Source organism: Ruegeria sp. BB6, assembly GCF_056539385.1.
Window position 1 is genome coordinate 82,843 of sequence record NZ_JBQFUW010000011.1, and the last position, 22,685, is coordinate 105,527.

The window sequence follows — 22,685 nt, forward strand, 5'->3', positions numbered from 1 at the left end:
AGATGACCGATCTGATCCTCACCCCTAATCTGGACAGCGCCGACGACTTCTACGCCGGGTTGCTGGCCGCCCATGAGGGCTTGGACAAAGCCGACTGCGATGCGTTTAACGCGCGGTTGGTCTTACTGCTGGCAAATCACATCGGCGATGCGGATGTGTTGTCACAAGCATTGAAAGCAGCCAAGCTGCAAGGCAACTGACAAACGCAGGAGGCACGGATGAGCGGCGTGGTGCTGTACGACTACTGGCGATCTTCGGCCAGCTACCGCGTGCGGATCGCGCTGCATCTTGCCGGAATAGCATTTCAGGCGGTTTCGATCGATCTGGTAGCGGGCGAGCACAGGTCCAACACGCATCTGGCCCGCAACCCGCAGGGATTGGTTCCTGTCCTTGAAATAGACGGGCTTCGGCTGACGCAATCCATGGCGATCATGGATTATCTGGATCAGACTAGGGGGCTGGGGTTTTTGCCGGGTGAAGCAGCGGTACGGGCCAAAGCTATGGCCTTGGCGCACTCTATCGCCGTGGACCTGCACCCGGTCTGCAACTTGTCGGTTGCCCGTCACGCCACCGAGTTAAGCGGTAGCTCGCAAGAGATGCCCGGCGACTGGATGCGCCATTTCATCCGCCCGGGCCTGCTGGCTTTTGAATCCCTGCTGGGTGATTTCCAGCAGACCCCCTATTGCACTGGTGCGCAGCCGGGGCTGGCCGATCTGTGCCTGATGCCTCAGATGTACAACGCGCGCCGCTGGGAAGTCGATCTGACTGGTTTGCCGCGCATTCTGAGCGTCGAGGCAGCCTGCGCAAGACACCCGGCATTCGCCGCAGCCCACCCCGATCAGTACGCACCTTCCTGATACGCTGCACAGAGTCTGTGTGTCCGCGCAAATAGGAATTGGCACCGTGTTTGCCTACCTTCTTTGAAACGGAAGAAGGAGGCGCAAGTGCCCGAGATCACCGGCTATCACGCCCATGTCTATTTCGATGCCGACACGCAAGAGACCGCCAAGCAGGTCTGTGAAGAAGCCGCCCGGCTTTTCCCGGCTGCAATGGGGCGGATGCACGCGCGGAATGTCGGCCCCCACCCGCGCTGGAGTTGCCAGCTGGCCTTCGCCGCAGACGCCTTTGATCAGGTCATTCCGTGGCTGATGCTGAACCGGAGCGGGTTGACCATCTTCACCCACCCCGAAACCGGCCAGCATCTTGAGGATCACCGGGACCGCGCCATCTGGATGGGCGAGATGCTTGAGCTGGACCTGTCTATCTTTGACAAGATGGCACGTTAGCCAAGCGCCTTTGCATGATCGCGCAATTTGAACTTCTGAATCTTGCCGGTTGATGTTTTGGGCAAGGGTCCGAACACTACGGTCTTGGGTGCCTTGAAATGCGCCATGTTATCTCGGCAAAAGGCAATAATCTCGGCCTCAGTCGCCTGCGCATCGGGTTTCAATTCGACAAAGGCGCAGGGGGTTTCGCCCCATTTTTCATCCGGGCGGGCGACGACTGCGGCCTCCATCACGGCGGGGTGTTTATAAAGGATATCCTCCACCTCGACCGATGAGATGTTCTCGCCGCCCGAGATGATGATGTCCTTTGACCGATCCTTCAGGGCGACATAGCCGTCCGGGTGCATGACCCCCAGGTCGCCAGAGGCGAACCACCCGCCCTTGAACGCCTTGTCCGTGGCATCCGGGTTCTTGAGATACCCTTTCATCACCACATTGCCCTGCATGAATATCTCGCCCATCGTCTCACCATCAGCGGGCACCGGTTCCAGCGTTTCGGGGTCGGCCACCATCAACCCCGACAGAGCGGTATAACGCACGCCCTGCCGGACCTTCAGCGCCGCACGCTCATCAGAGGGTTTGTCGTTCCATTCGTCCTTCCACGCACAGACGACCGATGGGCCATAGGTTTCTGTCAGGCCGTAGACATGTGTGACCTCGATCCCCATCCCCTCCATATTGGCGATCACGGCGGCCGGCGGCGGGGCACCTGCGGTCATCACCTTGATCTGGTGATCGAAATCCTTGAGGTGGTCGGGCGCATTGGCCAGCATGTTCAGCACGATGGGTGCGCCACAGAAATGGGTGACTTTTTCATCGCGGAAGGCGGCATAAATCGGCTCTGCCCGCACGGCACGCAGGCAGACCGAAACGCCCGCATTTGCCGCCATCGCCCAAGGGAAGCACCAGCCATTGCAGTGGAACATCGGCAGGGTCCACAAATAGGTCGAATGCTTGGGCATGTCCCAATCCAGCAGGTCCGACTGGGCATTCAGTGCCGCGCCCCGGTGGTGATACACGACGCCCTTTGGATTGCCTGTGGTGCCCGAGGTGTAGTTCAGAGTAATCGCATCCCATTCGTCATCGGGCAAAGACCAGGCGAAATCGGGGGCACCATCGTCCAGCAGGGCGTCATAGGTCAGCGTGCCCAGTTTTTCGCCCCCTTCAAAACTGGCGTCTTCGATATCCACAACCAACAGATCGTGATCGACCTGTTTCAGTGCCTCTTTCACTGCCCCCGAGAACTCTGGGTCGACCAATAGCACTTTGGATTCCGCATGGTTCAGGATGAAGGCGATGATCGGCGCATCCAGCCGAGTGTTGATCGCGTTCAACACCGCGCCAGTCATCGGGACACCAAAATGCGCCTCGTACATCTCGGGGATGTTGGCGGCGATGATCGAAACCGTGTCGCCTTTTCCAATGCCGCGCGCAGCAAGTGCCCCCGCCAAACGACGACACCGGGCATAGGTTTCGACCCATGTATAACGGCGCTCACCGTACACAACGGACGGGTAGTCCGGGTAAACCTGCGCCGTCCGCTCGATGAAACTGAGCGGTGACAACGGCGTATGGTTCGCGCGGCATCTATCCAGATGACGTTCATAAATGTTGGCTGCGGTCATCGGTTTACCCTCCCTTTGTCTGATCGCGCGACTTGATCACAAAGTTGCCCGGCTGACAAACCCGTAGAAATACGCCGCAGGACTAGACTGGCAATATGGGATGATGCAATCTGGCCCTATCTACCGATGGGCTTTCGCGGTGATCTGAGCCATCGAAATCACAAGGGCCGGAACTTTATCCCGGCATCCTGCGCACCCAAAAAATCTGAAAGGGCATGTCATGGACGGCACGTTCAACGAAAATGATCTTTCCCGCGTGGTCGAGGCTGATCGCGCCCATATCTGGCACCACCTGATCCAGCATAAACCCTTTGAAACCAACGATCCGCGCATCATTGTCGAAGGCAAGGGCATGCGTGTCTGGGACCAGAAGGGTAAAGAACATCTGGATGCCGTCTCGGGCGGGGTCTGGACGGTGAATGTGGGCTATGGCCGCGAATCGATCTGTAAGGCCGTGTACGACCAGTTGATGAAACTGTGCTATTTTGCCAACTCTGCCGGGTCAATTCCGGGGTCGATTTTCGCCGAGAAACTGATCAGCAAGATGCCAGGGATGAGCCGCGTCTACTACACCAACTCTGGCAGCGAGGCGAATGAGAAAGCCTTCAAGATGGTCCGGCAGATCGCCCATAAGAAATACGGCGGCAAAAAGACCAAGATCCTGTATCGCGACCGCGACTATCACGGCTCGACCCTGGCGGCGATGTCTGCCGGAGGACAGGACGAGCGCAATGCGCAATATGGTCCCTTCGCCCCCGATTTCGTGCGCGTGCCGCACTGCATGGAATACCGCAAGCACGAACTGGACGGTGCCCCTGACGAGAATTTCGGCGAATGGGCAGCCGACCAGATCGAAGCGGTCATTCTGCGCGAAGGTCCAGATACCGTGGGCGCGTTGTGCCTTGAACCCTTGACCGCAGGCGGCGGCGTGATCGAAGCGCCCGAGGGCTACTGGCAACGTGTGCAGGAAATCTGCAAGAAATACGACATCCTTCTGCACATTGATGAGGTTGTCTGCGGCGTCGGGCGCACAGGAACATGGTTCGGGTATCAGCAATATGGGGTGAAACCCGATTTTGTGACCATGGCAAAGGGGGTCGCCTCGGGCTATGCCGCCATTGCTTGCATGGTAACGACCGAAGAAGTCTTTGACCTGTTCAAGGACAATGCTGACGACCCGATGAACTATTTCCGCGATATCTCAACATTTGGCGGCTGCACCGCTGGCCCTGCGGCTGCGATCGAGAACATGCGCATCATCGAGGATGAAAACTTGCTGGGGAATTGCACCGAGATGGGCAATCGCATGATGGGCAACCTGCAGGAGCTGATGGAAAAACACAAAGTCATCGGCGACGTGCGCGGCAAGGGCTTGTTCCTTGGGGCCGAGCTTGTGTCCGACCGTTCGACGCGCGAGCCGGTAGACGAGAAACTGGCCCAAGCTGTTGTGGCCGACTGCATGGCGCAGGGCGTGATCATCGGCGTGACCAACCGCTCGGTTCCCGGCAAGAACAACACGCTGTGCTTCTCGCCCGCGCTGATCGCGACGGCGGATGATATTGACCAGATCACGGATGCGGTTGATGGCGCGTTGGGGCGTGTGTTCGGCTAAAGGCAACCGGTGATTTTCATAGCCTAGATCAGGCAAGCGAATTGACCGAAACCGGCGCATGTTTTGCGCCGGTTTTTTTGCGCTCAATCCCCATTGCACAGATGGCAAACCAAGCCATCAAACAAGGTTGATCTTAAAGTCGAAGTTTTCCTGAAGCTATGTTACATTCTCTTTATCGGATGCTTGCATATGTATTTTCTTTAATAGCGCAAACGTCTTCGCCAAAGTTTTTTGTTTAGGGAGGATCGCAGATGAAAGGTCTGGTGAAAGGGACAGCCACCGTTGTTTTACTAGGCGTCGGTGTCACTGTCGGAACGTGGATCGAACGAAACGATTCTTCTCCGGGCGCTATTCTGCAGGGCGCGGTCGACGCTCTAAGTCCCGGAATGGCCTTGGCACAAGATGCAGAGCCAGAGATCTCGCCCGTCGCTGTGCGTGATCGTCCGCGCGATGCGTATTATCCGAACACCGAAGACCTGAAGCCTGACGAGATGCGCGTTATCGCGTGTGGAACCGGGATGCCAACGACCCGCGCAGCACAGGCCGCAGCATGTTTTCTTGTAGAGCTTGGAAATGGCGACAAGTTCTTTTTTGACATCGGCTCGGGGTCATCGGAGCGCATTTCGTCGCTGCAAATTCCCTACAATTACCTCGACAAGGTCTTTGTGGGTCACTTGCACACCGACCATTTTGGCGCGTTGCACGAGCTCTTTATCGGTGGTGCCTTGATGGGCCGCAACAGGCCGCTGCGCGTTTGGGGACCCAGCGGGTCCGTCCCAGAGCTTGGGACAAAGGCCGCTACGGACAGTATGAAAGATATGCTGCTATGGGACCTGAGCGCACGCGTCGGGGCGACCGACCCCCGTGGATACCAGATGGATGTCACTGAATTTGACTACAAAGGTGAAAACCAAGTGATCTATGACGAGAACGGAGTCGTCGTCCGATCATTCCCTGCGATTCACGGCATTGACGGTGCGGTTAGTTTTTCGCTGGAATGGAACGGCCTGAAATTCGTCTATAGCTCTGACACATACCCCAACAAGTGGTTTATCGAATATGCCAAGGACGCTGACATCGCGATCCACGAGTGTTTCATCGCAGTTCCTGACATCGTTGGAAAGCTAGGCTTCACTCCCGAATCCGCGCTTGCAGTCGGAACGCAGATACACACCGCGCCTGAAGCGTTCGGGAAAGTGATGTCCGAAATCAAGCCACGGATCGCCGTTGCCTATCATTTCTTCAACGATTTCGACACCGCCGGAGGTGTAGAGGAGCGTATTCGCACGACCTATGACGGACCGCTGAGTTTGGCTGAAGACTTCATGGTATGGAACGTCACCAAAGACGATATCCTTGTACGGATGGCCGTTACCGAAGAACATACCTGGTCACCGCCGTTGTCTGAGCCTCCGATCCCGCCCGGTGAAAATGACCGCCAAACCTTCGCCGAGAACCAGGGAATTCCAGTGGAGTCCGTGGGCTTCTCGGAGTTTATCGAAGGTGGAAAGTGGGACGTGGACGATGCCCTGCGCCCGATCTACGAACAAGCTAGCGAGGCTTTGGGACGCGACTTCCCATATCCTGGTGACTGAACCGGCTTTGACAGTCTTACCCGCGCAAAGAAAAAGGGTCGCTCCTGATGGAACGACCCTTTCATTCACTGTCTCTCGAAAGAGGATCAGGCCGTCAGAGCAGCCTGAGCTTTGGCGACGATCGCGCCGAACGCTTCCGGTTCGTGCACGGCCAGATCAGCCAGAACTTTGCGGTCCACTTCAATACCGGCCAGGTTCAGGCCGTTGATGAAGCGGGAATATGTCAGAGCCTCGTCATGCGAACGGACAGCAGCGTTGATACGCTGGATCCACAGCGCGCGGAAGTTGCGCTTGCGGTTCTTACGGTCGCGGGTTGCATACTGGTTGGCCTTGTCGACGGCCTGACGAGCAACTTTGAAGGTGCTTTTGCGGCGGCCATAGTAACCTTTGGCGGCCTTGATGACCTTCTTGTGACGGGCGTGAGTTACGGTTCCACCTTTAACGCGGGACATCTCTTAATCTCCTCTTAGCGGTCGTAGGGCATGTAGCCCTTGACGATCTTGGCGTCGGGGGCGGACAGGGTGGTGTTGCCACGGGCATCGCGGATGAACTTTTTGGTCCGCTTGATCATGCCGTGCCGTTTACCGGCCTGACCAGCAAGAACCTTACCGGTTGCAGTCACCTTAAAGCGCTTCTTGGCGCTCGACTTGGTCTTCATCTTAGGCATTTCCGTCTCCTTTCGGGGTTCGGTACAAAACGCGACTCGGCATGCCATCCGGCCGGTCACGCGATCAGAAGCGCCGTTTACGCAAGTTCGATCATACTGGCAAGGGGGTTTTGACCAGAATCTGCGCTTTTCGCAGGGTGGTCAGGCACCGGGGCGACACGCGCCGCCCCGGTGATGTGGTTTAGTGGCCGAACTTGCGGATCTCGCCGCTTTTCAGTCGGGCTGCGTAGCTGGCCAGTTCCTCACGCACCACTTTCATCAGGAAGTAGAGCGCAAAGACGTTCACAACCGCCATCGCAAAGATCGCCGCATCCGAGAAGTCGATGACCGGGCCAAGGTTGGCCGCCGCACCGATCACCACGAAGACGCAGAAGATGATCTTGAAGATCAGCTCTTTGGTGTGGCCTTCGCCAAACAGGTAGGTCCAGGCTTTCAGGCCGTAGTAGGACCAGCTGATCATGGTCGAGAAGGCAAACAGAACCACCGCGATGGCCAGCACATAGGGGAACCACCCAAAGGCGCTGGCAAAGGCTGCCGAGGTCAGGCTGACGCCCGAGTTTCCATCGACCGTGGCAATGGCATTGCCCGCCTCGTTCAGCATGTAGTTGCCGGTTTCTGGATCAACGATCAACTGCTGAGTGATGATGATCACCAGCGCGGTCATGGTACAGATCACGACGGTGTCGATGAACGGCTCGAGCAGGGATACAAAGCCCTCGGTGATCGGCTCTTTCGTCCGCACCGCCGAGTGCGCAATCGCCGCAGAACCAACGCCCGCTTCGTTCGAGAACGCCGCACGACGGAAGCCCTGAATCAGCGCGCCGACCATGCCGCCAGCAACGCCAAGGCCAGTAAAGGCACCCGCGAAGATCTGGCCAAAGGCCCAACCGATCTGATCTGCGTGCATGAGGATGATGACCAGCGCGGCCAATACATACATGACACCCATGAACGGAACGACCTTTTCCGTGACACGCGCGATGGACTTCAGGCCACCAACGATCACGGCGAACACGATGCCCGCAAAAACCAGACCGGTGATCCAGCCCGGATAGTCGCCAACGATGCCCGCGATCTGCTGATGCGCCTGGTTCGCCTGGAACATGTTGCCACCGCCCAGCGCACCAAGGATACAAAAGATCGAGAACAGAACCGCAAGGATTTTGCCCCCGGGCAGACCCAGTTCGGCAAAGCCTTTGGACATATAGTACATCGGACCACCCGAGACCGTACCGTCCTCGTACTCATTGCGGTATTTGACGCCCAGCGTACATTCGGTGAATTTCGACGCCATACCCAGAAGGCCCGCGACGATCATCCAGAATGTGGCGCCCGGCCCACCGATCCCGACAGCCACCGCCACACCAGCGATGTTGCCAAGACCAACCGTCCCGGACAGGGCCGTGGCCAGAGCCTGAAAGTGACTGACCTCACCCGCGTCGTTGGGATCGGAATAGTCGCCTTTGACCAAGCTGATCGAATGGCCAAAGAACCGCAGTTGCACAAAGGCAAAATACAGCGTGAAAACCGTCGCCGCGACGACCAGCCACCCCACGATCCAGGGGAACCCAGTACCCGGGAAGGGCGCGAAGATAAAGCTGACAAACGGCCCGGTGAAATCGGCGAAAGCCTGGTTGATTTTCTCGTCCAGTCCAACCGCCTCTTGCGCCAGAGCAGGGCTTGCTAAGAAGGAGGCGGCCGAGGCCAGACCCAAGTGTTTCGGCATGTTCATAATCGTCGCCCCTCTCAATTCACTACTGTGACAGGCACATCGGCATGCATCACAAGGTTCTGCGTCGAACTGCCAAACAGCCGTTTCTTGAACCCATCTGCCGACGCGCGGCCTACGATGATCTGCGTCCCGCCGTTTTCGACCGTAATCGCGTTGAGGGTCTCGGCCACGTCGCCGTGACGCACGATACCATGCGCCGAAAACCCGGCAGCGGACAGCGCTTCCACAGCTGGCTTGACGATCCGCGACGTCGCCAATTCGACCTCTTCTTCGCGCCGCTTGTGTCGCAACGCGTTTTCTTCAGGTGTTTGGAAAGTGAAAGGGGACCATTCGATAACATAAACCACTAGCAATTCACACGTTCCGATCCGTTCGGCCAAGTCCTTGGCGAAGGCGATCGCGCGCTCTCCAGTTTCTGTCCCGTCCAGTCCAATGACAATTTTGGTTGTCATGACGTTCCTCCGATTTTGTTGATTATACCGAGGCCCGTGCCCCCGGCCGGGCAGCCGGAACCTGGAACTTAATGAGTAGACCGCCCATGCAGATCAGTATCCAAGAAAAACACCGAAAAATAGAGGGGAATCTTTAGGATTCGCCCTCTATTTGGATACTGTATTGTTTTATATGTACTTTTTGTGCTTATTTTTTAAGCTATCACCACTGTCCGAGAGTTGATGCACTACAGCTCAACCCGGGTCGGTGTTGTAAATCAACCGCTCGTCGCAGGGCGCGATGCGCAGGATGTTGGTCGTACCCGGCACGTTGAAGGGCACACCCGCGGTGACAACGATCTGGTCGGCTTCGGCGGCAAATCCACCGGCGCGGGCGGCGCGGGCGGCATTCACCACTGCGCCTTTGAACCGTTCAAGCTCGGGCGTCATCACGCAATGGCATCCCCAGGTCAGGCACAGGCGGCGGGCCGTACCGGTGGCCGGTGTCAACGCGATGATCGGAACACCCGGACGCTCGCGCGCTGTCAGCAGGGCAGTTGTTCCGCTTTGCGTAAAGCAGCAGATCGCCTTGATTTCCGTTTTTTCGGCGATCTCACGCGCGGCGGCAACGATGCCGTCTGCCACAGACGTGCCTTTGGCCGACCGTGACGACGCAATGATTTGAGAATAGGTCGGGTCTGCTTCGACCTCGATGGCGACTTTGTTCATCGTCTGCACAGCCTCGATCGGGTAAGACCCCGCGGCGGATTCAGCGCTGAGCATGATGGCGTCCGTGCCTTCGTAGATGGCGGTGGCCACATCCGAGACCTCGGCGCGGGTCGGCATGGGGCTTTCGATCATGCTCTCCAACATCTGCGTCGCCACAATCACCGGCTTGGCTGCACCACGGCATTTCCGAACAAGGCGTTTCTGGATAGGCGGAACAGCGGACACGGGCAGTTCCACGCCCAGATCGCCCCGCGCGACCATGATCCCGTCGGACGCATCCAGAATGTCGTCAAATGCCTCAACCGCCGCCGGTTTTTCGATCTTGGACAAGATCGACGCACGGCCATCGGCCAATGCGCGGGCCTCGAACACATCCTTGGCGCGCTGCACAAAGCTCAGCGCCAGCCAATCGACACCCAACTGACAGACAAATTCCAGATCGTCGCGATCCTTGGCGGACAGAGCTGCCAGCGGCAGCACAACGTCCGGCACGTTTACACCCTTGCGGTTGGAAATCGTGCCGCCCACCTCAACTGTGCAGTTGGCGTAGTCCTGGCCACAGTCCTGAACGATCAGGCGGATTTTGCCATCATTGACCAACAGTCGCGCGCCTGGTTCCAACGCCGCGAAAATCTCGGGGTGAGGCAGGCAAACACGGTTGACGTCCCCGGCTTCGGAATCGAGATCCAGTCGGAAAGACGCGCCCTCGACCAGTTCTTCGGCATCATTGGCAAAGACACCCACACGCAGTTTCGGCCCCTGAAGATCGGCAAGGATTGCAATCGGGCTGTCGAGGTCTTTTTCCACCTGCCGGATAATACGGTGGCGTTCGCGAATTTCGTCGTGGCTGCCGTGGCTCATGTTCAGGCGGAACACATCTGCCCCGGCCTCGTGCAAGGCGCGGATGGTGTCATAGTCATTGGACGCCGGTCCCAGCGTCGCCACGATTTTTACATTTCTCAGGCGTCGCATTGGTCTTGCTCTCCTCAGGTATTCTCTGGTTTCGCGAATTTGTTACCGCAAACATCGCTTAGGCTGCTTATTGCGCAATTCCCTTTTGGAAGCAACTGTCCTACACCTGCGGCAAACTAGATGACAGGCTTATGACGTATTCTCCGTTTTTTATCCACGGCGCGGATCGCCCGTCCCGCTGGCTGATCACATGCGACCATGCAACCAACACCGTGCCGCCCGAAATCAACGGTGGAGACCTCGGCCTGCCGCGCGAGGATATGGAACGTCACATCGCATATGACGTGGGCGCTTATGAGGTTTCCAAGCATCTGGGTGAAATTCTGAACGCGCCCGTCATTGCTGCCAATTTCTCACGCCTCGTGATCGACCCCAACCGGGGGGAAGATGACCCGACCCTGCTGATGAAGCTGTATGACGGCTCGATCATCCCCGGCAACCGCCACGCAGACGCCGCCGAACGCGAACGCCGCCTGAACATGTGCTATCGCCCTTATCACAATGCGCTAGCTGAATTGGCCGCCCTGCCCCATGCGGTAATCGTTTCGATGCACTCGTTCACCCGGCAACTTCGTGGCCGCGACCCGCGCCCGTGGCATGTGGGTGTCCTGCACACACCGGACGAACGCTTTGCGCGCCCGTTGGTCAACCGACTGGAAGCAGAAGGCGACCTGTGCGTCGGCGTCAATGAACCCTATACCGGCGTGCTGCCCGGCGACGCGATCGACAAGCACTGCACGGCATTTGGCCGCCCCAATGCGTTGATCGAACTACGCAACGATCTGATTGCCGATCATGCCGGGCAACGCGCATGGGCCGAGCGGTTGGCGGTCATTCTAGAGGATGCTCTGAAGGACAGCGACCTTTAAGCGCATGACATTGTGAGGTTCGCCGCCAACCCATATATATTGCGGGAAAGGGGGCGACTATGACACAGGAATTTATAACCTCCGTTTTTGGCTGGATGGCCGTTCTCAACATCGCGGTTTTGCTGTTCACGACAGCAATGGTTTTGCTGTTGCAGGACTGGATCGCGGGTATCCACGGCAGGATGTTCCAGATGGAACGCCCGGATGTGAAACGGGCCTATTTCAGGTATCTCGCCAACTACAAGATTCTGACGCTGATCTTCTGCATCGTACCGTGGCTGGCGTTGAAACTGGCCTGATAGGCCGATTATTGAAACATCGCCACCGGACCGCTAGGTCAGATACAACGATACTGTCACCCGGAGCCAGACCATGGACAAGCAAACCGAAATCGAACTTCAGGCCGCCGCGTTCCGTCGGCTGCAAAAGCACCTGATGGAAGACCGCACCGACGTACAGAACATCGACATGATGAATCTGGCCGGGTTCTGCCGGAACTGCCTGTCGCGCTGGTATCAGGAAGCGGCCAATGAAAAAGGCATCGAGATGGGCAAGGACGAAGCCCGTCAGATTTTCTACGGCATGACCATGGACGACTGGAAAGCCAATTATCAGACCGAAGCCAGCCCCGAGAAACAGGCCGCCTTCGAGGTCGCGTTTGAAGAAAACGTCGGCAAGAAAGACTGACGCTGTAGATGAAAGGCCCGCCAATTCAGCGGGCCTTTTTGCTCAGATCGCCGCTTTGCGGCTTTCATCCAAATAGATCTCGCGCAGACGCTTGGCGATCGGACCCGGTGTTCCCTCGCCCAGCGCAACTCCGTCGATCTCAACCACCGGCATCACGAAAGCACTGGCCGAGGTGGTGAAAGCCTCATCCGCCTCTTTCGCCTCATCGATGGTGAACAGACGTTCCTCGACTTCCATCTGGGCCTCAGCCGCCATGCGCAGGACGGCTTTGCGGGTGATGCCGTGCAGGATGTCATTGGACAGCGGGCGAGTGACGATCTTGCCGTCTTTCACGAAATAGGCGTTGTTGCTGGTGCCTTCGGTGACATAGCCATTCTCGACCATCCACGCGTCATCGCAACCGGCGGCCTTGGCCATCATCTTGCCCAAGGACGGATACAGCAACTGCACGGTCTTGATGTCGCGACGCCCCCAGCGGATATCGTCGATCGAGATGATCTTGGCCCCCTTCTGCGCCGCGGGACTGTCGGCCAGACCCGGCTTGTTCTGGGTGAATAAAACGAGCGTCGGCTTGGTGTCAGCCGCAGGGAACACGAAATCCCGGTCACCATCGCTGCCGCGTGTGACCTGCAAATAGATCAAGCCCTCAACGATCCCGTTCAGTTCGACCAGCTTGCGGTGAATCTCCAGCAGCTCATCCTTGCTGCAGGGCTCGGCCATCTGCAGCTCGTCCAGCGAGCGTTTCAGGCGCACCGCGTGACCTTCAAAGTCGATCAGCTTGCCGTCCAGAACGCTGGTCACTTCGTAAACAGCGTCGGCCATCAGGAATCCACGGTCAAAGATCGAGACTTTGGCCTCGGTCTCGGGCAGGTACTCTCCGTTCACGTAAACGGTGCGGGTCATGTTGTTCTCCTCAGCCCCAGAGCGCGCTTGAAGGCGGATGCACTCCGGAGTCATCAAAAATCAGCGGGTTGCTGCGGTCTTCGGCCAGAAGAAGCGGGCCGTCAAGGTCCGTTACCATCGCACCCTGCGCCAATAAGGTCGCAGGAGCCATCGCAAGCGAACTGCCGACCATGCAACCGACCATCACTTGATACCCCTCGGCCAGCGCCTGTTTGCGCAGTTCCAGCGCCTCGGTCAGGCCGCCGGTTTTGTCGAGCTTGATGTTCACCACGTCATATTTACCCTTCAGCGCAGGAAGGCTGGCGCGGTCATGACAGGATTCGTCGGCGCAGACTGGCACCGGACGCTCCATCCCGATCAATGCCTCGTCGTCTCCGGCGGGCAGAGGCTGTTCGACCAGAGCCACCCCCAAACGCACCAGATGCGGCGCAAGGTCGGCGTAAACGGCGGCTGACCAGCCCTCATTCGCGTCGACGATGATCTTGGCATTCGGCGCACCTGCGCGGACGGCCTCAAGCCGAGGCATGTCGTCCGGTGTGCCCAGCTTGATCTTCAGCAGCGGGCGATGCGCGTTCTGCGCCGCCTGTGCCTGCATTGCCTCGGGCGTATCCAGCGAAAGGGTATATGCCGTGATCTCCGGCCCCGGAACCGGCAGACCAGCCAAGTCCCAGGCCCGTTTACCTGCGCGTTTGCACTCCAGATCCCACAGCGCGCAATCCACCGCATTACGCGCAGCCCCCGCGGGCAGCAGGTCCATCAGCGACTGACGTGTGAATTCGGCCGGCAGGTCCGCGATCTCAGCCTCGACCGACTCGAGGGTCTCGTCATAGCGCGCGTAAGGAACGCATTCCCCCCACCCTTGATGCGCCCCATCCGAAATCCGGACCGTCAGAACCTTCGCCTCGGTCCGCGACCCGCGCGAAATGGTGAACACCTGCGCCAGCCGAAACACATCACGAGAGACTTCTACCTGCACGCGCCTACCCTTTCAGTTTAGTGTCGAAAAGGCCGGCAACGAACGCCACCGGCCCAGCGCTTAGATCACAGCGCGGCCAGCGCATCCACCAGTTTACCCGCACCAAACCGGTACGGATCGGTGGCAGGCAGACCCATCTCGGCCTCAACCTCGGCGATATAGGCCAAGGCGTCCTCTTCGCTCAGGTTCTGAGTGTTGATCGACACCCCGACAACCTGACAGGCCGGGTTCGCAATCCGTGCCATCGGAAGCGCGGCGTCGCGCAATTCTTGCAGCGTGGGCAGAGAATATTCCGGCAGGCCACGCATGTGAGTCCGGGTGGGTTCGTGACACAGGATCAGCGCATCCGGCTGGCCGCCATGGATCAGCGCCATGGTCACGCCGGAATAGGACACATGATAAAGCGAGCCCTGCCCTTCGATGTGATCCCAGTGATCGGCGTCATTCTCGGGCGTCAGGTATTCAACCGCACCCGCCATGAAGTCGGCGACGACCGCGTCCAATGGAACGCCCTGCCCGGTGATCAGAATACCCGTCTGGCCGGTGGCGCGGAAGGTGGACTTCAACCCGCGCTTGCGCATCTCAGCGTCCATCGACATGGCAGTATACATCTTGCCCGCCGAACAGTCGGTGCCCACGGCCAGACACCGCTTGCCCGCGCGGTTTCGGCCATTGGCGATCGGATACCCAACAGTCGGCACCCGCACATCATGCAACGTGCAGCCATGGGTCTGAGCTGCGGCAACCAGATCACCTTCATCGCGCAGCAGGTTGTGCAGGCCGGACGCCAGATCGTAGCCCATCTCCAACGCTTCGATCAGCACCTTTTTCCACGCCGCGCTGATCACACCGCCCCGGTTGGCAACACCGATAACCAAGGTCTTTGCTCCAGCGGCTTTGGCTTCGGCAAGGGTCATGTCCGTCATGCCCAAATCGGCCTTGCAGCCATCCATGCGGTACTGACCCACGGCGTTTTCCGGCCGCCAGTCGCGGATTCCGATGGCAACTTTGGCCGCCAACTGGTCGGGCGCATCGCCCAAAAACAATAGATACGGTGTCTCGATCATTGCGGTGCACTCCTTTGATTCCGACGCAGATTATTGAACCACTCAAACGAGTGTTTCGCGTTTTCCTGCAGCGACGCAGGGTCGAGAGGGAGAATCTTGCGCAGTTTTGATCAAAGGCGCAAAAACATCCCAAGTTTTCAAAGCGATTAAACTTTAACCGCCAGCGACGCAGCGTATTGCGGTGAATGCTGCGATTGCATTGCCGCATCTGCACAAAGACGCTTGCGAAGCAACGCGCAATTTAATACCCCAAGAGGCAAGAAAATCGTAATTTCCTTTCTCGCACGAGGTCCAGATGAGCTTTCGCATCCAACCCGCCGCCCCCGCGCGCCCGAACCGTTGCCAACTGTTCGGGCCGGGATCAAATACCAAACTGTTCCCGAAAATGGCCGCCTCTGCAGCGGATGTGATCAATCTGGACCTTGAGGACTCGGTCGCACCCACCGACAAGGACGTGGCCCGCGCGAATGTGATCGAGGCGCTGAACACCATCGACTGGGGCGGCAAGTACATGTCCGTCCGCATCAACGGGCTGGACACGCCTTATTGGTATCGCGACGTGGTTGATCTGCTGGAACAGGCAGGCGACCGTCTGGACCAAATCATGATCCCGAAAGTCGGTTGTGCGGCAGATGTCTACGCCGTCGACGCGCTGGTCACGGCGATCGAGCGCGCCAAGGGCCGCACCAAGCCGATCAGCTTTGAGGTCATCATCGAATCCGCCGCAGGTATCGCCCATGTCGAGGAAATTGCGGCCTCCTCGCCCCGCATGCAGGCCATGAGCCTTGGTGCTGCGGACTTTGCGGCCTCGATGGGGATGCAGACCACCGGCATCGGCGGCACGCAGGAGAACTACTACATGCTGCGTGAAGGCGAAAAGCACTGGTCCGATCCGTGGCACTGGGCGCAGGCCGCCATCGTCGCTGCCTGCCGCACTCATGGGGTGCTGCCGGTTGACGGGCCGTTCGGCGACTTCTCGGATGACGAAGGATATATCGCGCAGGCCAAACGCTCGGCCACGCTGGGCATGGTCGGCAAATGGGCGATCCATCCCAAGCAGATCGCACTGGCCAACCAGGTCTTCACCCCGTCGGACGAAGCCGTATCCGAGGCGCGCGAAATCCTTGCCGCGATGGAACAGGCAAAGGCCAATGGCGAAGGCGCAACGGTTTACAAAGGGCGTCTGGTGGACATCGCGTCGATCAAACAGGCCGAGGTGATCGTGGCACAGGCTGAATTGATCGCCGCAAACGGTTGAGACTGAAAAGGCGCCCTTCGGGGCGCCTTTTTCTTAACGGCCAAATACGTCGTTTGGCGTCCAGGTAAACCGTTCGCCCTTCTTGCCCCATTTCATCATCAGGCAAGACGTTCCGTATTTCTGAAAATACTTGATCTTCAGGGGGTACCATCCCGCCTGCGGGACTTCGACCTCGGTCCTCTGGTTCGCATCGCACCCCTGACGACCGTTGAAGTATCCGATCTGCTGCCCACCGACCCAAGCGTCGATCCCATCATTGGACCAAGTCTCAAGCTCGTAGACACCGGGTGAGTTGAACTTGATGTAACCGGTGATCTCAGCCGCGACGTTGTACGCTTCGTTGAATGTCATCACCGGATCGCCTTCGGTCGTATCGCGGTAGTCCAATCCACGCAGCGGCTGACCCGGTTTGGCCTTTTTCAGCAGAAAATCAACCTTGGACAGGTTCTGGATCTTGCGCGGAGGGTTACCCTCCCATGCGTATTTCACATTCAGACCAGCTTTTGGGCTGGGCTGAGGGCTGGCAGGTTGCAGCTTGAGCGGCGCTGACATGGCCGCACCTGCAATCATCGCGAAGACTGCGACAAGCGCCCCTGTTCTGAAGAGTTTCATAATCTCCTCCCTGAGAGTCATCCTGCGGGGGCTCGATCCCCATATGATTAGGTCATTAACTGACACTAGGGTGTGAATTTTGCTCCCGCAAGACGGTTAAACATCACAATCGCGGCGCTAGGCACGCATATCTTTGGGAGAATCCATGACAACATAAGACGTAATCGAAGTGACATGCGGCAGTGTTCCCAGCACGTCTGTATGGAAGGTCTTATAGGCCGGAAGGTCTGCGCATTCGACGCGCAGCAGGTATTCTATGGTGCCGGTGATGTTGTGACACTCGACCACTTCAGGGGCACGCTGAAGGGCACGCTCAAACCCTTCCTGTGCGGCCTTGGTGTGTTCGCCCAGACCCACGCCGATATAGGCCACGAATCCCACGCCAACCGCCGCCGGGTTCAAGACCGCGCGGTATCCGGCGATCACGCCTGAACGCTCCATCTCTTGCACACGGCGCAGGCAGGCGGATGGGGAAAGCCCGACACGTTCGGCCAGATCCAGATTGCTGATCCGCCCGTCGCGCGAAAGCTCGTGCAATATTTGCTGATTTATTCGATCAATCTTGGTCATTTATTGCAGAAGTATGACAGCCGCGCACAAAAACGCAATTTCATTTGTCCTGTGCACAGCAATTATGCCGTTCATGACATACGAGATTCTTCTAGCCCTGATCACATTTGCCTTTGTTTCGTCCATTACACCCGGACCAAACAACCTGATGCTGATGGCGTCGGGCGCGAATTTTGGCTTTCGCCGGACGGTCCCGCACATGTTGGGGATCGGACTGGGCTTTACGGTGATGGTTCTGCTGGTCGGGGCCGGTTTGGTGCAGGTCTTTGATCGGTTTCCTATCAGCTATACGATCCTGAAAACGGCCTCGGTCCTTTATCTGCTGTTTCTTGCCTGGAAAATCGCACATGCAGCGCCGGCAAAGGCAGGGGCGACCTCGGGCACGCCGATGACCTTTCTTCAGGCTGCAGCGTTTCAATGGGTCAATCCCAAAGCATGGGTCATGGCCCTGACAGCCACAACTGCCTACACGCCCGAGCAGACTCTGAACGCCATCGCCATCGTTGCGCTTGTGTTTGGTGCCGTGAACCTGCCCTCGGTCAGTACGTGGACGGTTCTGGGGCAACAGATGGCGCGCGTGTTGACCAATCCCAAACGCTTGTCCGCGTTCAACTGGTCCATGGCGATATTGCTGGTGACCTCGCTGTACCCCGTTCTCTGGCCAGCATAACTGGTTTCTTGGCGAAGAAATCTGACTGCACTAAACGCCGATCGCATTGCCCGAGTTGCATCCGGCGCGACGTCAGGTCATATAGCAGGGAAATTCTGCGTTGAGAGGCGTCATGACCCAGTATCTGGATTTTGAAAAACCCCTGGCCGAGATTGAAGGCAAGGCCGAGGAACTGCGTGCTTTGGCCCGCGCCAACGAAGAGATGGACGTGGCCGAGGAAGCCGCCGCACTTGACGCCAAGGCCGCCAAGCTGCTGGACGAGCTTTACGCGGACCTGACTCCGTGGCGCAAATGTCAGGTGGCCCGGCACCCTGAACGCCCGCATTGTCAGGACTACGTCAAGGAACTGTTCACCGAATTCACGCCGCTGGCGGGGGACAGAAACTTTGCCGACGACCTGGCCGTGATCGGCGGGCTTGCGCGTTTCAATGACCAGCCCGTCATGGTGATCGGGCACGAAAAAGGCTCGGACACCAAGTCGCGGATCGAACGGAACTTCGGCATGGCCCGGCCGGAAGGATACCGCAAAGCCGTCCGTCTGATGGAAATGGCGGGGCGATTTGGGCTGCCGGTCATCACGCTCATCGACACTGCCGGTGCCTATCCCGGCAAGGGGGCTGAAGAACGTGGCCAGTCCGAGGCGATCGCCCGGTCAACCGAGATGTGCCTGAAAATCGGCGTGCCCTTGGTTTCGGTCATCATTGGCGAAGGCGGCTCGGGCGGCGCGGTGGCATTTGCCACGGCAAACCGCGTGGCGATGCTGGAGCATTCTGTGTACTCGGTGATCTCGCCCGAGGGCTGCGCGTCGATTCTGTGGAAAGATTCGGAAAAGATGCGCGAAGCGGCCGAAGCCCTGCGCCTGACCGCGCAAGACCTCTACAAATTGGGCGTCTGCGACCGTATCATTACCGAGCCCAAAGGTGGCGCACACCGCGATCGCGCGGCTGCGGTTGACTCGGTTCGCGCAGCGATTGCCGCTATGCTGAACGAGCTTGAAGGCAAAGACGCGGCGGCCCTGATCCGCGACCGCCGTCAGAAATTCCTGGATATCGGTTCAAAAGGGCTGGCCGCGTAACGCGCCTAGCCCCCCAACTGCCGCAACAACGCCACCGAGGGTTCGCCCGTCACCGGCAAACCCTTGGCACCCTGATAGGCGCTGATGGCGGATTTCGTGTTGTTGCCGATCACGCCGTCTGCGCCCTGCGTATCATACCCGGCCGCAGTCAGTCGGCGTTGCAATTCCTTGCGATCCTCCAGCGTCAGGCCGGTGGCATCCGGTCCGAATGAGGCCTGGAACGGTGCGCCACCCGCGATCCGGTCGGACAAATGTCCGACGCCAATCGCATAGCTGTCCGAGTTGTTGTACCGTTTGATCACCTGAAAATTCCGGAACACGGCAATACGCGGTCCCGGCGTTTGCGGCTGCAGAACCGCGACCGGCGCGCCCGAGACCGTTCCGACTTCACCACCCCAAGGCTGTCCGCGCACCCAACCTGCGCGGGCCAGATATGCCGCGGTTGAAGCCAGCGAATCCGTTGGATCGTCGGACCAGATATCGCGGCGACCATCGCCGGTGAAATCCACCGCATAGGCAAGGTACGACGTCGGAATGAACTGTGTGTGGCCCATTGCCCCCGCCCAACTTCCGGTCATCTTGTCGGGGGTCGTGTCGCCCTCTTGAATGATCTTCAGGGCCGCGATCAGTTGCTTTTCAAAAAATGCCCCCCGCCGCCCGTCATATGCCAGCGTCGAGACCGCCGAAACCACGGGCACATCACCGCGGCGAGCACCATAGCGGCTTTCAAGCCCCCAGACCGCAACGATGACCTCTTTGTCGACACCGTATTGCGCCTCGATCTTTGACAAGGTGCCGGCATGGCGCACCATCATCTGCTGGCCCGTCTCGATCCGCTCGTCCGAGGCAGCGATGGCCAAATAGTCTTCAAGCGAGCGTTTGAATTCAACCTGATTGCGATCCCGCTCGATCACGTCCGGCAAATAACCCGCCCCTTGAAAGGCACGATTGATCGTTGACTGCGAAATGCCCTGCGCGGCAGCGCGACCTTTGAAACCGGCAACCCAGGCATTCCAGCCCGAGTTAGGAACGGCGCGCATACGCGACGCAGGCGCGGTGGTCTGCGTCCCGGCGGAACACGCAGTCAAAAGGGCGGACCCGAGGCCGACAGAAAATACTCGACGATTGATCATGGCTGAAATCTGCTCTTGTTGTGATTTGGTCCAGAGTACAACAGAGCGTCGCCTCAAACCAGAACGACGAATCCAGTCTGAGCAGACTCAAGACGTTCGGCAACAAGTCGCCTAGCTGACCAGCATCCTCAGCCCCTGCGTAACATCCGAGCGCACTGCCAGACGCAAACCGGGTTCGTCCCCGGCCTTGAGTGCAGCAATGATCAGCTTGTGATAATGCGGCGGCTCGGTCCGGCGCAGACGGCCATACAACGCACGCATGGTCGGCCCCAATTGCAGCCATACGGTTTCGGCAATGGCCAGCATCGCAGGTGCCTGCGCCCTCAGGTAAAGGGTTCGGTGAAACTCAAGATTGGTTCGGATATAGCCGACGGCGTCGCGCTTGGTGACCATTTCAGCCACGTTCATGTTGATGCTTTGAAGCCGGTCGATCAAAGCCATATGTGCCCGGGGCAAAGCACGGCTTGCCAGCTCAACCTCAAGCAAGGCGCGCAGGGCTGCCAGTTCCTCGATCCGGTCGTTTGTCAGCTCGGGCGTCGAGACGCGGCCGGACGTGGATAAGAACAATGCCCCTTCAGCCGCCAGACGTCGCACAGCCTCGCGCGCCGGAGTCATCGAAACACCAAATTCTTTGCCGATACCGCGCAGGGTCAGTGCCTGCCCCGGGGAAATTTCGCCATGCATGATACGAGCCCGCAAAGCCCGGTAGACCCGGTCATGCGTGGCCGTCTGCGATTCAGAAGGACGAGCGCTTAACATGCCCCCATGTGATCACAAAATGACCTGTGGTCAACTCATGGCGGCGTCGAATCTGTACTGATGAAGCTGTGCCCCGTTGTCGCGCAGCCATCGCCTTTGGTCTTTGTAATCTCCGAAAATACGTTCGACCTGCGCCCAGAACGCGGGTGAGTGGTTCATTTCCGCCAGATGCGCCACCTCATGTGCAGCCACGTAATGCAGGATGTCGGACGGGGCCAAAATCAACCGCCATGAAAACATCAAGCCACCGGTCGAACTGCACGACCCCCAGCGAGACCGCGTATCCCGGATCGTCAGGCTGGAATAAGGGCGCCCCAGAATGGCCGCGTAGTCATCGCAAGCCCCGGTAAGGCGGTCCCGCGCCAGTTCCTTGAGAAATCTGGCCAGCCGTCGTGCCTCAGCGCCCTTTGGGACGGCGATCTCATCATCGGCCAACTGCACACGACGCCCACTGGCAGGAACGATTCGCCGAGCGATGCCCTCAACCGGGATGCTCTGGCCGAACTGAACAACCGCCGGGTCGGGCCGGTCTTCTAGGTGCTGCCGGATCCAATCTTCTTTCATACGCGCAAAGTTCAGCGCCTCGGCCTCTGGCACGCCTTGCGGGTATGTCAGTGTAACGCGCCCGTCCAACTGGGAAATTCGCAGGCTGATCCGTCGCGCCCGCGCTGATTTGCGCAACGTCAGCGGCACCGAAGGCGTCCCGGGCAGTGCGTGATCTCCCATATGCCTGTTTCTCCTGCTCAAAGGCTTTGACAGTGCCCGCTGCATGTGGCACGTGACCTGAATCGTTGATACGACTCACCTGATATCAAGGGGATTTGACATGCCCAAGGAAGAATGGGGCGTAAAGCGCGTTTGCCCGACAACCGGCAAGCGGTTTTATGACCTGAACAAGGACCCGATCGTTAGCCCCTACACCGGCGAGATCGTGGAGCTTGAAACCGGCAAAAGCCGGATGATCGCCGCGGATGCAGAAGATGCAGCATCGGCCAAAGCGCGTGAGAACGCGTCAAGTGAAGATCTGGTTCTGGATGATGACGACAATGTCGACGTCGAACTGGATGACGATCTGCTGGACGATGACGATGACGGCAATGATAACGTCTCTTTGGACGACATCACTGACATGTCGTCCGAGGACGAAAACTAATATTGGTCAGAGGCGGCCCCGCGCCGCCTCGAACCACCCCGGTCTTAGGCCGGAAAGTTTTTGACGGATTTGCCTGTTTTTGACTTGCGCTAACCGCCTCTGTCTCATAAACGTCCGTCCACTGCTTCGGCAGTACCTGCATGGGGCCTTAGCTCAGTTGGGAGAGCGCTTGCATGGCATGCAAGAGGTCAGGGGTTCGACTCCCCTAGGCTCCACCATCTTTATCCTCACTTCGAATTCACTCGCAGTCATACGACTTTGAAAGTAAGGCCTTTGACGTGCCAGTCTTTCTCACCCCCAAGGA

The 22,685-nt window shown here is 58.5% G+C and carries 26 protein-coding genes and 1 tRNA gene; 13 read left to right on the forward strand and 14 right to left on the reverse strand.

Translation table 11 applies throughout. The features are described from left to right. The first annotated feature begins 2 nt into the window (after nt 1–2). The 3 genes from ACR0B7_RS20110 (at nt 3) to ACR0B7_RS20120 (ending at nt 1,286) form a co-directional block, all read left to right on the forward strand. Nucleotides 3–200 carry a DUF2783 domain-containing protein gene (locus ACR0B7_RS20110; RefSeq protein ID WP_170388127.1) on the forward strand — a complete coding sequence of 66 codons (198 nt, stop codon included), beginning with the start codon at nt 3–5 and terminating at the stop codon, nt 198–200. Between the two features lie 18 nt (nt 201–218). Further along, nucleotides 219–857, forward strand: a complete 639-nt coding sequence (gene maiA, locus ACR0B7_RS20115; protein WP_170570437.1) for a maleylacetoacetate isomerase — start codon at nt 219–221, stop codon at nt 855–857. A gap of 87 nt (nt 858–944) precedes the next feature. Continuing rightward, on the forward strand, nt 945–1,286 hold the full coding sequence (locus ACR0B7_RS20120) for a DOPA 4,5-dioxygenase family protein (protein WP_170486002.1): 342 nt from the start codon (nt 945–947) through the stop codon (nt 1,284–1,286). Here the strand turns inward: ACR0B7_RS20120 and ACR0B7_RS20125 are convergent. After that, nucleotides 1,283–2,911, reverse strand: coding sequence for an acyl-CoA synthetase (locus ACR0B7_RS20125; RefSeq protein WP_170486003.1), 1,629 nt, complete (start codon nt 2,909–2,911; stop codon nt 1,283–1,285). The genes ACR0B7_RS20120 and ACR0B7_RS20125 overlap by 4 nt on opposite strands. A 220-nt stretch (nt 2,912–3,131) precedes the next feature. Here ACR0B7_RS20125 and ACR0B7_RS20130 point away from each other — a divergent pair, with 220 nt between their 5' ends. After that, on the forward strand, nt 3,132–4,523 hold the full coding sequence (locus ACR0B7_RS20130; protein WP_170486004.1) for an aminotransferase class III-fold pyridoxal phosphate-dependent enzyme: 1,392 nt from the start codon (nt 3,132–3,134) through the stop codon (nt 4,521–4,523). Between the two features lie 251 nt (nt 4,524–4,774). Beyond that, on the forward strand, nt 4,775–6,118 hold the full coding sequence (gene gntH / locus ACR0B7_RS20135) for a guanitoxin biosynthesis MBL fold metallo-hydrolase GntH (RefSeq protein WP_170486005.1): 1,344 nt from the start codon (nt 4,775–4,777) through the stop codon (nt 6,116–6,118). A gap of 86 nt (nt 6,119–6,204) precedes the next feature. On the opposite strand, the gene rplT is transcribed toward gntH, so the two are convergent. The 5 genes from rplT to pyk all read right to left on the reverse strand — a co-directional run bounded on the left by rplT (nt 6,205) and on the right by pyk (nt 10,649). Continuing rightward, entirely contained in the window at nt 6,205–6,570 is a 366-nt protein-coding gene (gene rplT, locus ACR0B7_RS20140) for a 50S ribosomal protein L20 (protein ID WP_152457001.1), read from the reverse strand. 14 nt (nt 6,571–6,584) lie between these two features. Then, nucleotides 6,585–6,785 (reverse strand): 50S ribosomal protein L35, encoded by a 201-nt coding sequence (gene rpmI, locus ACR0B7_RS20145; RefSeq protein WP_010443552.1) that lies wholly within the window; start codon nt 6,783–6,785, stop codon nt 6,585–6,587. 181 nt (nt 6,786–6,966) lie between these two features. Then, a complete protein-coding gene (locus ACR0B7_RS20150) occupies nt 6,967–8,517 on the reverse strand; it encodes an alanine/glycine:cation symporter family protein (protein ID WP_170486006.1) in 1,551 nt (516 codons plus the stop codon). Between the two features lie 14 nt (nt 8,518–8,531). Continuing rightward, the gene (locus ACR0B7_RS20155) at nt 8,532–8,969 is read right to left on the reverse strand and encodes a universal stress protein (RefSeq protein ID WP_170486007.1); all 438 of its coding nucleotides are present in this window, start codon (nt 8,967–8,969) and stop codon (nt 8,532–8,534) included. A 234-nt stretch (nt 8,970–9,203) separates the two neighbouring features. After that, nucleotides 9,204–10,649, reverse strand: a complete 1,446-nt coding sequence (pyk, locus tag ACR0B7_RS20160; protein WP_170418219.1) for a pyruvate kinase — start codon at nt 10,647–10,649, stop codon at nt 9,204–9,206. 131 nt (nt 10,650–10,780) lie between these two features. On the opposite strand from pyk, the gene ACR0B7_RS20165 reads away from it, so the two are divergent. From ACR0B7_RS20165 to ACR0B7_RS20175, 3 genes are all read left to right on the forward strand, one after another. Next, nucleotides 10,781–11,518 carry an N-formylglutamate amidohydrolase gene (locus ACR0B7_RS20165; RefSeq protein ID WP_170486008.1) on the forward strand — a complete coding sequence of 246 codons (738 nt, stop codon included), beginning with the start codon at nt 10,781–10,783 and terminating at the stop codon, nt 11,516–11,518. A 59-nt stretch (nt 11,519–11,577) separates the two neighbouring features. Beyond that, nucleotides 11,578–11,817 carry a DUF6868 family protein gene (locus ACR0B7_RS20170; RefSeq protein ID WP_170388107.1) on the forward strand — a complete coding sequence of 80 codons (240 nt, stop codon included), beginning with the start codon at nt 11,578–11,580 and terminating at the stop codon, nt 11,815–11,817. Nucleotides 11,818–11,890: 73 nt separating this feature from the next. After that, entirely contained in the window at nt 11,891–12,205 is a 315-nt protein-coding gene (locus ACR0B7_RS20175) for a DUF1244 domain-containing protein (RefSeq protein WP_170486009.1), read from the forward strand. A gap of 42 nt (nt 12,206–12,247) precedes the next feature. Here ACR0B7_RS20175 and ACR0B7_RS20180 read toward each other — a convergent pair whose 3' ends face one another. From ACR0B7_RS20180 to dgcN, 3 genes are all read right to left on the reverse strand, one after another. Continuing rightward, nucleotides 12,248–13,108 (reverse strand): D-amino-acid transaminase, encoded by an 861-nt coding sequence (locus ACR0B7_RS20180; protein ID WP_170486010.1) that lies wholly within the window; start codon nt 13,106–13,108, stop codon nt 12,248–12,250. Between the two features lie 10 nt (nt 13,109–13,118). Further along, on the reverse strand, nt 13,119–14,084 hold the full coding sequence (dgcA, locus tag ACR0B7_RS20185; protein WP_170577024.1) for an N-acetyl-D-Glu racemase DgcA: 966 nt from the start codon (nt 14,082–14,084) through the stop codon (nt 13,119–13,121). 65 nt (nt 14,085–14,149) lie between these two features. Beyond that, nucleotides 14,150–15,151: an N-acetyltransferase DgcN gene (gene dgcN, locus ACR0B7_RS20190; RefSeq protein ID WP_170486012.1), complete on the reverse strand. Its 1,002-nt coding sequence runs from the start codon at nt 15,149–15,151 to the stop codon at nt 14,150–14,152. A 295-nt stretch (nt 15,152–15,446) separates the two neighbouring features. Between dgcN and ACR0B7_RS20195 the strand changes: the two genes are divergently transcribed. Beyond that, nucleotides 15,447–16,409 (forward strand): L-malyl-CoA/beta-methylmalyl-CoA lyase, encoded by a 963-nt coding sequence (locus tag ACR0B7_RS20195; protein WP_170418235.1) that lies wholly within the window; start codon nt 15,447–15,449, stop codon nt 16,407–16,409. A 33-nt stretch (nt 16,410–16,442) separates the two neighbouring features. On the opposite strand, the gene ACR0B7_RS20200 is transcribed toward ACR0B7_RS20195, so the two are convergent. Then, nucleotides 16,443–17,021 (reverse strand): PA14 domain-containing protein, encoded by a 579-nt coding sequence (locus ACR0B7_RS20200; RefSeq protein WP_170486013.1) that lies wholly within the window; start codon nt 17,019–17,021, stop codon nt 16,443–16,445. A gap of 117 nt (nt 17,022–17,138) precedes the next feature. Further along, complete coding sequence (locus ACR0B7_RS20205; RefSeq protein WP_170570443.1) at nt 17,139–17,591, reverse strand: Lrp/AsnC family transcriptional regulator; 453 nt, start codon at nt 17,589–17,591, stop codon at nt 17,139–17,141. A 73-nt stretch (nt 17,592–17,664) separates the two neighbouring features. Between ACR0B7_RS20205 and ACR0B7_RS20210 the strand changes: the two genes are divergently transcribed. Then, nucleotides 17,665–18,261, forward strand: a complete 597-nt coding sequence (locus ACR0B7_RS20210; protein WP_170486015.1) for a LysE family translocator — start codon at nt 17,665–17,667, stop codon at nt 18,259–18,261. Nucleotides 18,262–18,373: 112 nt separating this feature from the next. Beyond that, on the forward strand, nt 18,374–19,336 hold the full coding sequence (locus ACR0B7_RS20215) for an acetyl-CoA carboxylase carboxyltransferase subunit alpha (protein WP_170486016.1): 963 nt from the start codon (nt 18,374–18,376) through the stop codon (nt 19,334–19,336). A gap of 5 nt (nt 19,337–19,341) precedes the next feature. Here ACR0B7_RS20215 and ACR0B7_RS20220 read toward each other — a convergent pair whose 3' ends face one another. The 3 genes from ACR0B7_RS20220 to ACR0B7_RS20230 all read right to left on the reverse strand — a co-directional run bounded on the left by ACR0B7_RS20220 (nt 19,342) and on the right by ACR0B7_RS20230 (nt 21,954). Next, nucleotides 19,342–20,469 carry a lytic murein transglycosylase gene (locus ACR0B7_RS20220; protein WP_170486017.1) on the reverse strand — a complete coding sequence of 376 codons (1,128 nt, stop codon included), beginning with the start codon at nt 20,467–20,469 and terminating at the stop codon, nt 19,342–19,344. A 111-nt stretch (nt 20,470–20,580) separates the two neighbouring features. Beyond that, nucleotides 20,581–21,228 carry a GntR family transcriptional regulator gene (locus tag ACR0B7_RS20225; protein WP_170486018.1) on the reverse strand — a complete coding sequence of 216 codons (648 nt, stop codon included), beginning with the start codon at nt 21,226–21,228 and terminating at the stop codon, nt 20,581–20,583. Between the two features lie 30 nt (nt 21,229–21,258). Then, complete coding sequence (locus ACR0B7_RS20230; protein WP_170486019.1) at nt 21,259–21,954, reverse strand: YgjP family zinc-dependent metalloprotease; 696 nt, start codon at nt 21,952–21,954, stop codon at nt 21,259–21,261. Nucleotides 21,955–22,054: 100 nt separating this feature from the next. On the opposite strand from ACR0B7_RS20230, the gene ACR0B7_RS20235 reads away from it, so the two are divergent. Next, nucleotides 22,055–22,381: a TIGR02300 family protein gene (locus ACR0B7_RS20235; RefSeq protein WP_170418257.1), complete on the forward strand. Its 327-nt coding sequence runs from the start codon at nt 22,055–22,057 to the stop codon at nt 22,379–22,381. A gap of 142 nt (nt 22,382–22,523) precedes the next feature. After that, nucleotides 22,524–22,599: transfer RNA gene (locus tag ACR0B7_RS20240), tRNA-Ala, on the forward strand. Nucleotides 22,600–22,685 lie beyond the last annotated feature (86 nt).

Coding starts and splice junctions, on each gene's coding strand:
- ACR0B7_RS20110 (WP_170388127.1), top strand. CDS start 3: ATGACCGATCTGATCCTCACCCCTAATCTGGACAGCGCCGACGACTTC.
- maiA (WP_170570437.1), top strand. CDS start 219: ATGAGCGGCGTGGTGCTGTACGACTACTGGCGATCTTCGGCCAGCTAC.
- ACR0B7_RS20125 (WP_170486003.1), bottom strand. CDS start 2,911: ATGACCGCAGCCAACATTTATGAACGTCATCTGGATAGATGCCGCGCG.
- ACR0B7_RS20130 (WP_170486004.1), top strand. CDS start 3,132: ATGGACGGCACGTTCAACGAAAATGATCTTTCCCGCGTGGTCGAGGCT.
- gntH (WP_170486005.1), top strand. CDS start 4,775: ATGAAAGGTCTGGTGAAAGGGACAGCCACCGTTGTTTTACTAGGCGTC.
- rplT (WP_152457001.1), bottom strand. CDS start 6,570: ATGTCCCGCGTTAAAGGTGGAACCGTAACTCACGCCCGTCACAAGAAG.
- rpmI (WP_010443552.1), bottom strand. CDS start 6,785: ATGCCTAAGATGAAGACCAAGTCGAGCGCCAAGAAGCGCTTTAAGGTG.
- ACR0B7_RS20150 (WP_170486006.1), bottom strand. CDS start 8,517: ATGAACATGCCGAAACACTTGGGTCTGGCCTCGGCCGCCTCCTTCTTA.
- ACR0B7_RS20155 (WP_170486007.1), bottom strand. CDS start 8,969: ATGACAACCAAAATTGTCATTGGACTGGACGGGACAGAAACTGGAGAG.
- pyk (WP_170418219.1), bottom strand. CDS start 10,649: ATGCGACGCCTGAGAAATGTAAAAATCGTGGCGACGCTGGGACCGGCG.
- ACR0B7_RS20165 (WP_170486008.1), top strand. CDS start 10,781: ATGACGTATTCTCCGTTTTTTATCCACGGCGCGGATCGCCCGTCCCGC.
- ACR0B7_RS20170 (WP_170388107.1), top strand. CDS start 11,578: ATGACACAGGAATTTATAACCTCCGTTTTTGGCTGGATGGCCGTTCTC.
- ACR0B7_RS20175 (WP_170486009.1), top strand. CDS start 11,891: ATGGACAAGCAAACCGAAATCGAACTTCAGGCCGCCGCGTTCCGTCGG.
- ACR0B7_RS20180 (WP_170486010.1), bottom strand. CDS start 13,108: ATGACCCGCACCGTTTACGTGAACGGAGAGTACCTGCCCGAGACCGAG.
- dgcN (WP_170486012.1), bottom strand. CDS start 15,151: ATGATCGAGACACCGTATCTATTGTTTTTGGGCGATGCGCCCGACCAG.
- ACR0B7_RS20195 (WP_170418235.1), top strand. CDS start 15,447: ATGAGCTTTCGCATCCAACCCGCCGCCCCCGCGCGCCCGAACCGTTGC.
- ACR0B7_RS20200 (WP_170486013.1), bottom strand. CDS start 17,021: ATGAAACTCTTCAGAACAGGGGCGCTTGTCGCAGTCTTCGCGATGATT.
- ACR0B7_RS20205 (WP_170570443.1), bottom strand. CDS start 17,591: ATGACCAAGATTGATCGAATAAATCAGCAAATATTGCACGAGCTTTCG.
- ACR0B7_RS20210 (WP_170486015.1), top strand. CDS start 17,665: ATGACATACGAGATTCTTCTAGCCCTGATCACATTTGCCTTTGTTTCG.
- ACR0B7_RS20215 (WP_170486016.1), top strand. CDS start 18,374: ATGACCCAGTATCTGGATTTTGAAAAACCCCTGGCCGAGATTGAAGGC.
- ACR0B7_RS20220 (WP_170486017.1), bottom strand. CDS start 20,469: ATGATCAATCGTCGAGTATTTTCTGTCGGCCTCGGGTCCGCCCTTTTG.
- ACR0B7_RS20225 (WP_170486018.1), bottom strand. CDS start 21,228: ATGTTAAGCGCTCGTCCTTCTGAATCGCAGACGGCCACGCATGACCGG.
- ACR0B7_RS20230 (WP_170486019.1), bottom strand. CDS start 21,954: ATGGGAGATCACGCACTGCCCGGGACGCCTTCGGTGCCGCTGACGTTG.
- ACR0B7_RS20235 (WP_170418257.1), top strand. CDS start 22,055: ATGCCCAAGGAAGAATGGGGCGTAAAGCGCGTTTGCCCGACAACCGGC.